This is a genomic window from Streptomyces sp. NPDC088197 (genome assembly GCF_044741185.1).
GTDB lineage: Bacteria > Actinomycetota > Actinomycetes > Streptomycetales > Streptomycetaceae > Actinacidiphila.
Genome location: NZ_JBIUSD010000024.1, coordinates 72,423 through 82,271, shown reverse-complemented (window position 1 = coordinate 82,271; position 9,849 = coordinate 72,423). Strand labels below are relative to the sequence as shown.

The following is a 9,849-nucleotide window of genomic DNA, read 5'->3' as shown; positions in this document are numbered from 1 at the left end:
AGACGTCAGACATCTCGATCAACAGCCCAGGGGCCTCGCTCGTTTCGCCTCATGACCGTCACCCGATCGGTGGCCGTCTCGAAGAAGCTCATTGATGTGTGTCGTGAACTGACGCTCAGTGGGCCCGGATTGAGCCGTTGCTTCCTGACCGGACGCCGGAGCGGGGTGGGCGGTGGCGTGATCACCGGCAGGTGATCGATGCGATCGCGTTCAAGAACCGCACTGGCACGCCGTGGATGGACCTGCCCGAACGCTTCGGGTTCTGGAAGGGCGTCCACAACCGGTTGCGGACCTGGGCGGCGGACGGCACTTGGGAGAGGGTCTTGTCCGCACTGCTCGCCCAGGCCGACGCCGAAGGCGACCTGGACTGGGTCGTCGCCGTCGACTCCACGATCGTACGCGCTCACCAGCACGCCGCCGGGGCCCGTCAAAAGGGGCCCCAGCCTGCGAGCCGAAAGATCATGCCCTCGGCCGGTCCCGCGGTGGACTGACCACGAAGATCAACCTGGCCGCCGACGGCCAGTGCGGCCCGCTGACCAGGCCGCCAACCGCAAACGCCGCGGCAGCCGGGGCGGCAGGCCACCGTCCTTCGACCGCGACGCGTACAAACAGCGCAACACCGTCGAACGCTGCATCAACAAGCTCATGCAATGGCGCGGCCTGGCCACCCGCTACGACAAGACCGCCACCATCTACCTCGCCGGACTCCACCTCGCCGCCATCTTCATCTGGTCAGCACGATGATCCGAACGACACGTCCTAGGGGGGAGAGATCTCTCCCTGGGCCCGTCCGCGCGTGGGTGCCACGCTGAAAGAGACCTGATCAGCAGGTCTGCGAATGCACCCTTCCAGGCAGAGAGCGAGACGTACCCCCATGCGGGCAACGTTCATGTACAAGGCCGGGGACGTGCGCGTGCAGGACGCGCCGGACCCGACGATCGAGCAGCCCACCGACGCGGTCGTACGCGTCGTCCGTTCCTGTGTGTGCGGCAGTGACCTGCACCCCTTCCACAGCCTGTCCGCCACGGACGGCCCGGTCCCCATGGGGCACGAGTTCCTGGGCGTCGTCGAGGACCTGGGCGCCGAGGTCTCGGGACTGAGCGTGGGCGACCTGGTGGTCTCCCCGTTCGCCTTCGCCGACAACACCTGCGAATTCTGCCGCGCGGGCCTGCACACCTCGTGCCCGCACGGCGGCTTCTTCGCGGCGGGCGGCGTCGGCGGCGCCCAGGCCGAGGCGGTCCGCGTCCCGCAGGCCCAGGGCACCCTGGTGAAGCTGCCCACCGGAGTCGACACCGCGCTGCTGCCGTCGCTACTGACGCTGGCCGACGTGTACGGCACCGGCCATCACGCCGCCAAGCAGGCGCGGGTACGTCCCGGCGACAGCGTCACCGTCATCGGTGACGGGGCCGTGGGCCTGCTCGCGGTGCTGTCCGCCAGGCGGCTCGGCGCCGAGCGCGTCATCCTCATGGGCCGCCACAAGGTCCGCACCGACCTGGGCCGTGAATTCGGTGCCACCGACGTCGTCGCCGAGCGCGGCGAGGAGGGGATCGCCAAGGTCCGCGAACTGACCGGCGGACACGGCACCCGCGCCGTCCTGGAGGCGGTCGGCCACATGCCCGCGTACGAGACGGCCGTCGGCGTCGTCCGCCCCGGCGGAGTGATCAGCCGGGTGGGCGTCCCGCAGTACGCGAACGCGCCGGTCGGTTTCGGCAGCCTCTTCGGCCCCAATGTCACCCTGACCGGTGGCCCGGCTCCCGTGCGCGCCTACATCGAGGAGCTGCTGCCCGGGGTGCTGGGCGGCACGGTCGACCCCGGCCGGGTCTTCGACCAGACCGTGTCGCTGGAGGACGTACCCGAGGGGTACCGGGCCATGGACGAGCGCACCGCGCTCAAAACGCTCGTCATTCCGTAGCCGGTCCCCCGCGGGACCGATGCGGTGAGGGACGGAGGGAGGCCGTGTCACGGCCTCCCTCTTCGCGTGCTCCGCGTATTCCATGGACCCATGGAGTACCCCAACCTGGGAAGCTCAGGACTCGAGATCAGCCGTATCACCCTGGGGTGCATGAGCTTCGGGCGGTCGGGCACCGGCCGCGGCTGGGCGTTGGACGGCCCCGAGGCCGAACCGCTCTTTCCTGCTCGCCCGTCGCACCCAGACCAGCCCCCGGTCCGCCGGCCTCACCCCCGGTCCGGGGGTCCGCCGCACGCCCGGCCTGCGCCGCGAGGAACTGGCCACGCTCTCCGGGGTCAGCATCGACTACTACGCCCGGCCGCCCGCGAGGTCTTCCCCGACTGGGCGGACCAGATCCGCGGCTGTGTCGCATGGCCGCCACCACGACCTTCCAGCACCCCCGGGTCGGCAGGACAACCCTCGCGTTCCAGGGCATGGCCCTCGAAGGCACCGCGGGCCAGCGCATGGGCATCTACACCGCCGCCCCCGGCACCCCCGACCACGACGCGACGCTCCTGCTCGACATGACCGCCCCCCGTACCGCGCCGACGCCGTCCCGGCAGGAGCGCTGAGCGACCGTACGGCCCTGCCCTGCCCGGCCACGCGCCCGGTGGTGCGGCGCCCGCGCGGCTCGGCGCCGGATGCGGTCCTGGCCGGGACATCCCGGTCACCGTGGTGGCCGTCGCCTACGGCGCGTCAGATCAGCTCCCTGTGACGGGAGTGGTACCTGTTGACGGACGGTCGGGTGGGGAGTTCACTCTGCGAGCGGTTTGCCTACGGTTCCGGTCCTCGACAGGAAAGAGATCCGTGTCCACACGTCTCTTCGCCCCGCGTGCCGTCAGCGGCCGATCCTTACGCGTCAGGGCGTTCCTCACCGTCCTGGCGACCCTCCTGGCCCTCGTGACGGGCGCCGTCGTGGCAGGACCCGCCGCGTCCGCCGGGACGAGCGGGTCGAACAGGTCGAACAGGTCGAACGGGCCGAGCGGGCCCACGGAGCTTCCCACCGGGAATGACGCGACGACGGGGAAGGCCCGGACGGCGACCCTCGCCGCGCCCTCCGCCGTCGACACCTCGGTCGCCGAAGCCGCCGTCACACGCCTGCTCGGCCCCGATCACGCGCGCCAGATCGACCTGCGGGGCATCGCCGCCGGGTCGGGCCAGGACCGCTATCTGATCGAGGCGGCCGGCGGGCGGGTGCGGATCAGCGGCACCACACCGGGCACGCTCCTCGCGGGACTCGGCCAGTACCTGCGCGTCGTCGCCCACGCCGACATCTCACTCAACGGGGAGCAACTGCGGCTGCCCGACCGGCTGCCCCTGCCGTCCTCCCCCATCGGCCGGTCCGCGAACGTCGCCCACCGTTTCGCCCTCAACGACACCGACGAGGGGTACGCGGGCGCGTATCCGACCTGGCAGCAGTGGCAGCGGCGGATCGACGTGCTGGCGCTCGACGGCATCAACGAGATGCTGGTCTACGAGGGGCAGGAGGCCGTCTACGACAAGACCTTCCAGCACTTCGGCTACTCCGACGCCGAGATGCGCGCCTGGATCCCGCAGCCCGGCCACCAGCCGTGGTGGCTGCTCCAGAACATGTGCTGCGAGAACGGCCCGATCAGCGCGCAACTCCTCGACCAGCGGGTGACGCTCGGCCGCCGGATGACCGGCTATCTGCGGCAGCTCGGCCTCACTCCGGTGCTGCCCGGCTACTTCGGCACCGTCCCGCCGGGCTTCGCCGCGAAGAACGCGGAAGCCCATGTGATCGCGCAGGGAACCTGGAACGGCTTTCCCCGGTCCGACTGGCTGGACCCGACGACGGCGCTGTTCGGCCAGGTCGCCGACGCGTTCTACGGCGAGCAGAGCAAGCTGTTCGGCGACAGCTCGATGTACAAGATGGACCTGCTGCACGAGGGTGGCCAGGCGGGCGACGTCAACGTCGGCGACGCCTCCCGGGCCGTACAGAACGCCCTCGACCGGGCCCACCCCGGAGCGATCTGGGCCATCCTCGGCTGGGAGAGCAACCCGCGCGAGGAGACCCTCCGGGCCGTCGACACCTCCCGCATGCTCGTCCTCGACGGCAACTCCGACACCACGGGCGCGACCGACCGCGACCAGGACTACCTCGGGACCCCGTACGCCTTCGGCACGATCTGGAACTTCGGCGGCAACACCAACATGGGCGCGAGCATGGCGCTGTGGAACACGAAGTTCCATGCGTGGCTCGCCAAGCCCGGCACGGCCCTGAGCGGTATCGCGTTGATGCCGGAGGCGATCGACAACAATCCGGTGGCCGTGGAGTTCTTCGCCGATCTGGCGTGGGAGTCGTCGGCGGTCGACATGGACACCTGGATGGCCGCGTACGCCACGGCGCGCTACGGGGCCGCCGACCCGCACGCGGTGGCGGCCTGGCAGATCCTGGGCCGTACGGCGTACTCCTGGCCGGGCGACACCGGGACCAGGCACACCAGCAGCATTTTCTCGATCCAGCCCGGTCTGTCCGCGACGGCCGGTTCGGTCCCGTACGACCCGAAGGACGTCCAGCGGGCGTTCGGCGAACTCCTCCGGGTGGGACAGCCGTCGCGCGGCAGCACCGCGTACACGTACGACCTCGTGGACCTCGGCCGTCAGGTGCTGTCCAACGACACCCGGACGCTGCTGCCGCGCATCCGCCAGGCGTACACCGCCCGCGACACCGCCGCCTTCGACGCGCTCAGCGGGCAGTGGATGACCAAGCTGAATCTGCTGGACACGCTCCTGGGCGCCGACGGCACGTCGCTGTTCGGCGTCTGGCAGAAGGAGGCCGCCGCGCAGGCACCGACTCCCGCGGAGGCCAGGCGCCTCGAGTACGACCTGCGCACGCTGGTCAGCGACTGGACGGAGACCCATCCGATCCAGGACTACGCGGGGCGCGAGTGGAACGGCCTGGTCGGGGACTACTACGGGGCGCGCTGGCGGACGTTCTTCGACTCGCTCCGCACCGCGCTCAGCACCGGCGGTCCGCCGCGGGCCGTCGACTGGCGCGCGGTCGCCTCGACATGGGTCCACAAGGTGGCGCGCTATCGGAGCACGCCCACCGACGACGCCTATCAGCAGGCGCGGAAGGTCGCCGCGTACCCGGCGGGGCACGTGGACCTGGCCGCGGACCCCAAGGCCGGGCCGCCCGGCGCGACCGTACGGCTGACCGCGGTCTTCACCAACGACAACGCCCTGTGGCCCACCGGCGCCGCGAGCTTCGCGCTGACCGCGCCGGGCGGCTACACCGTCCGCCCGGTCGGCGGTGCCACGCCGTCGGTGCCCGCGGGCGGGACGGCCACCGCCGCCTGGGACGTGACGATTCCGAGCGGCGCCGCACCCGCCGGCCTGGCGCGTCTGACGGCGACCGTGCGCTGGTCGTCGGGCGGAGCCGACGACACGGTGTCGGCGACCGCGGCCGACACGACCGACGTCCTGGTGTCAGGACCGGTGGCCGAGCCCTATCGCACGGCGTCCTCCGCTTCCCCCGCGTCGATCGCCTTCGCCCAGCACGGCGACGTCTTCGGCATGGCAGGGGGCGGCGCGGACATCGGCGCGTCCACCGACCAGTACGGCGCCGTCTACCGGCCGCGGTGGCTGACCTCCGGGCAGGCCGTCGGCACGGAGGTGCTGGAGCAGGACGACAGCGACCCCTGGGCGCGCGCCGGACTCGTCGTGCGCGCGGACCTCGCGCGGCCGGGAAGCCCCGGTTACGCCGATCTGGCCGTCACGCCGGAGCACGGCTGCGTGTTCATGTGGGACGCCGACGGCAACGGAACCCTTGAGCACTCCGCGTCGAGCGGCGGATTCACCGGTCCTGTCCACCTGCGGATCAGCCGCGACGGCGACACCTTCACCGGCTGGTGCAGCCAGGACGGCACCGACTGGACCCGGGTGGGGTCGGCGCCGCTGCCCGGCGCCGCGCCCGCCGAGGACGCCGGTCTGCTCTTCTCCGCGGTCAACGCGTCCACCCACCGTCAGGGCGCCGCGCGGTTCGACGGGCTGACGCTGACACCGTTCACCGCGCGGGACACCTCGGGCGACACCGTACTGAGCCTCGGCAGGCCGACGACCGCCCTGTCCTACGAGGCGGGCAGCCCGCCCTCCGCGGCGGTCGACGGCGACCGCACCAACAAGACGTACTGGGCGAGCGCGATGGCCGGCGGCGACACCTGGTGGCAGGTCGACCTCGGCGCGGCCCACGACCTGTCGGCGGTCAACGTCCGCAATTACGTGGACGGCAAGCGCGCCTACACCTATACGTTGACCGGCAGTCTCGACGGCGTCCACTGGTTCGCCCTAGGCGGCAAGAACACCGCAGCGGTCGCCACGGACGCCGGGGACACGTTCTCTCTCACGGCCGTGGCGCGCTACATCCGTGTCGACGGCCTCAGCAACACCGCCAACACCTCCTTCCACCTCACCGAGGTCACCGTCACGGGCGCGGCCTGACGCCCACGGGGTGCGGCGGGGTGCGGCGAAATGCGGCCGTGCGCGAGGGTAGGGCGCAACGGCAGGGCGGGACGACCGATGTGACGGCAAGGTGGTGGCGGACGTGCGGGCTGTGGTGTTCGAGGAATTCGGGCGGGTGCCGGAGGTTCGGGAGGTGGCCGATCCGGGATGTCCGCCCGACGGGGTGGTCGTACGGGTGGAGGCGACCGGGCTGTGCCGCAGCGACTGGCACGGGTGGCTCGGGCATGACGACGGGATCACGCTGCCGCATGTGCCGGGTCATGAATTCGCGGGCCGGATCGAGGAGGTGGGTCCCGGGGTCAGCCGGTGGCGGGTCGGCGACCGGGTGACCGTGCCGTTCGTCTGCGCCTGCGGGAGCTGCGCCGCCTGCGCCCGCGGCGACCAGCAAGTGTGCGAGCGGCAGGAGCAGCCGGGCTTCACCTACTGGGGCTCCTTCGCGGAGCACGTCGCCGTCCCGCACGCGGACGTCAACCTGGTGGGGCTGCCCGACGCCATGCCGTACGCGACCGCCGCGTCGCTCGGCTGCCGCTTCGCCACCGCGTACCGCGCGGTGGTCGCGCAAGGCCGTACGCGGCCGGGCGAGTGGGTGGCGGTGATCGGCTGCGGCGGGGTCGGCCTGTCGGCGGTGATGATCGCGGTGGCCTGCGGGGCACGCGTGGTGGCGGTGGACACCTCGGCCCAAGCCCTCGGCCTGGCAAGGAAGTTCGGCGCCTCGGTGGGGGTCGACGCCTCGCGGGCCGATGTCGACACGGCGGAGGCGGTCCGCGCGGCGACCGACGGCGGGGCGCATGTCTCGGTCGACGCGCTCGGCTCCCCCGCCACCTGTGCGGCCTCCGTGGCGGGGCTGCGGCGGCGGGGCAGGCATGTGCAGGTCGGGCTGCTGCCGTCGGGCGGTGTCGCCGTCCCCATGGACCGGGTGCTCGCGCTCGAACTGGAGATTCTGGGCAGCCACGGCATGGCCGCGCACGCGTATCCGGAGATGATGCGGCTGGTCGCGGCCGGGACGCTCCGCCCCGATCTGCTGGTCGGCTCGGTCATCGGCCTGGACGCGGCGCCGGGCGCGCTGGCCGCCCTCAGCGACGGGTCGGCCGGCGGCGTCACCGTGATCACGCCGCAGAAGAAGTGAGCGCGGGCGTGGTGGGCCCGGGCCCGGCGGTCAAGGGCACGAAGTTATAGGCGCAGGCTCGACGTTATGGGCGCGGGCGCGGTGTCACCCGTACGGACGCGGCGTGCGTCGGCGCCGTCGTGCCGCGGAGCGGTTAGCTTCGGCGAATGCAGAAATGGTCCGGACTTCCGTATCCCCTGGGCGCGACCTATGACGGCTCAGGCACCAATTTCGCCCTCTTCTCGGAAGTGGCGGAGAAAGTCGATCTGGCCGTCATCGACGCGCGCGGGCGTGAACAACGCACCCCGCTGGCGTCGGTGGACGGATCGGTCTGGCACGCGTATCTGCCGGGCGTCGGTCCCGGCCAGGCGTACGGATATCGCGTGCACGGCCCGTACCGGCCGGACAGCGGGCACCGGTGCAATCCGGCGAAGCTGCTGGTGGACCCGTACGCGAAGGCCATCGACGGCCAGCCCGACAGCCACCGGTCGCTGCTCGGTTACCGCGACGACGGCTCGGACGAGCCCGACACCGCCGACAGCCTCGGCCACACCATGCTCTCGGTGGTCGCCGACCCGGCGTTCGACTGGGGCGAGGACCATCTGCCGAAGCGGCCGTACCACGAGTCGGTACTGTACGAGGCGCACGTGAAGGGCCTGACGGTACGTCACCCGGCGCTGCCGGAGAAGCTGCGCGGCACCTACGCGGGAATGGCGCATCCGGCGATCGTGGAGCACCTGACCGAACTGGGCGTCACCGCCGTCGAATTGATGCCGGTGCACCAATTCGTGCAGGACGGCCATCTGCGCGACCGTGGCCTGTCGAACTACTGGGGCTACAACACCATCGGTTTCTTCGCGCCGCACAACGCGTACTCCTCCAGTGGCACGCGCGGTCAACAGGTCACCGAATTCAAGGAGATGGTCAAGGCCCTGCACCAGGCGGGCATCGAGGTGATCCTCGACGTGGTGTACAACCACACCGCCGAGGGCAGCGAGCTCGGCCCGACGCTCTCCTTCCGCGGTATCGACAACGCCTCGTACTACCGGCTGGTGGACGACGACCCTCGGCACTGCTTCGACACGACGGGCACCGGCAACAGCCTGCTTATGCGGCACCCCAATGTGCTGCAACTCATCATGGACTCGCTGCGCTACTGGGTGACCGAGATGCATGTCGACGGTTTCCGGTTCGACCTGGCGTCCGCGCTGGCCCGGCAGTTCCACGAGGTGGACCGGCTGTCCGCCTTCTTCGACCTGGTGCAGCAGGACCCGGTGATCAGCCGCGTCAAGCTCATCGCCGAGCCCTGGGACGTCGGCGACGGCGGGTACCAGGTGGGCAACTTCCCCGCTCTGTGGAGTGAGTGGAACGGCAAGTACCGTGACTCGGTACGGGACTTCTGGCGTGGCGCCCCTTCCACCCTGCCGGAGTTCGCCTCCCGGCTGACCGGCTCCTCCGACCTGTACGAGGGCAGCCGCCGTCGCCCGCGCGCCAGCGTCAACTTCGTCACCGCCCACGACGGTTTCACCCTCCGCGACCTGGTCTCGTACAACGACAAGCACAATGAGGCCAACGGCGAGAACGGCAACGACGGGGACAGCAACAACCGTTCGTGGAACTGCGGCGCCGAGGGCCGGACGGAGGACAAGGAGATCCTGGCCCTGCGGGCCCGGCAGCAGCGCAATTTCCTCGCCACGCTCTTCGTGTCCCAGGGCGTGCCGATGCTGGCCCACGGCGACGAGTTGGGCCGCACCCAGCTCGGCAACAACAACGTCTACTGCCAGGACAACGAGATCGCCTGGGTGGACTGGGACCTGGACGAACCCCGGCGCAATCTGCTGGCGTTCACCCAGCGCGTCATCGCCCTGCGCTCCCGGCATCCGGTGCTGCGCCGACGGCGCTTCTTCCGCGGCGGGGACGGCAAGGGCACGCCGGATCTGGTCTGGTTCCGCCCGGACGGCCGCGAGATGGAGGAGGCCAACTGGCTGCGTGAGGACGCGCACGCGGTGGGCGCCTTCCTGAACGGCGACAGCATCCCCGAGCCCGGCCCGCACGGCGAGCGCGTCACCGACGACTCCTTCCTCGTCCTGGTCAACAGCCATGACGAGCAAGTGGACTTCACCGTCCCCGCAGGTGCCTTCGGCGACGGCTGGCAGATCGTCGTGGACACCGCCGTCGAATCCGACACGGGCGGCCCGGACGGACCGGGCATCCAGGCCAACGCGGTGGTGCCGGTGCACGCGCGGTCGATGACCGTACTGATCCGTCCGCGCACCGACTGAACCGACTGAGCGGCGAGCCGAACGCCCGGCCC

At 71.2% G+C, this 9,849-nt stretch carries 5 protein-coding genes and 2 pseudogenes; all 7 read left to right on the top strand.

The genetic code is table 11. The features are described from left to right. The coding region (locus ACIOC1_RS33955; protein WP_401858222.1) for a hypothetical protein at nucleotides 1-195 on the top strand (195 nt) is incomplete at its 5' end. Then, a pseudogene (locus tag ACIOC1_RS33950) lies at nucleotides 129-744 on the top strand (IS5 family transposase). The gene ACIOC1_RS33955 and the pseudogene ACIOC1_RS33950, both read left to right, overlap by 67 nt. Nucleotides 745-874: 130 nt before the next feature. After that, nucleotides 875-1,912, top strand: coding sequence for an alcohol dehydrogenase catalytic domain-containing protein (locus ACIOC1_RS33945; RefSeq protein ID WP_401858219.1), 1,038 nt, complete (start codon nucleotides 875-877; stop codon nucleotides 1,910-1,912). A gap of 220 nt (nucleotides 1,913-2,132) precedes the next feature. Beyond that, nucleotides 2,133-2,520, top strand: a pseudogene (locus tag ACIOC1_RS33940) (hypothetical protein). Nucleotides 2,521-2,755: 235 nt separating this feature from the next. Further along, nucleotides 2,756-6,409 (top strand): alpha-N-acetylglucosaminidase TIM-barrel domain-containing protein, encoded by a 3,654-nt coding sequence (locus tag ACIOC1_RS33935; RefSeq protein WP_401858216.1) that lies wholly within the window; start codon nucleotides 2,756-2,758, stop codon nucleotides 6,407-6,409. A 103-nt stretch (nucleotides 6,410-6,512) separates the two neighbouring features. Further along, a complete protein-coding gene (locus ACIOC1_RS33930) occupies nucleotides 6,513-7,556 on the top strand; it encodes a zinc-dependent alcohol dehydrogenase family protein (protein WP_355349081.1) in 1,044 nt (347 codons plus the stop codon). A gap of 146 nt (nucleotides 7,557-7,702) precedes the next feature. Next, a complete protein-coding gene (glgX, locus tag ACIOC1_RS33925; protein ID WP_401858213.1) occupies nucleotides 7,703-9,817 on the top strand; it encodes a glycogen debranching protein GlgX in 2,115 nt (704 codons plus the stop codon). The last annotated feature ends 32 nt before the right edge of the window (nucleotides 9,818-9,849 follow it).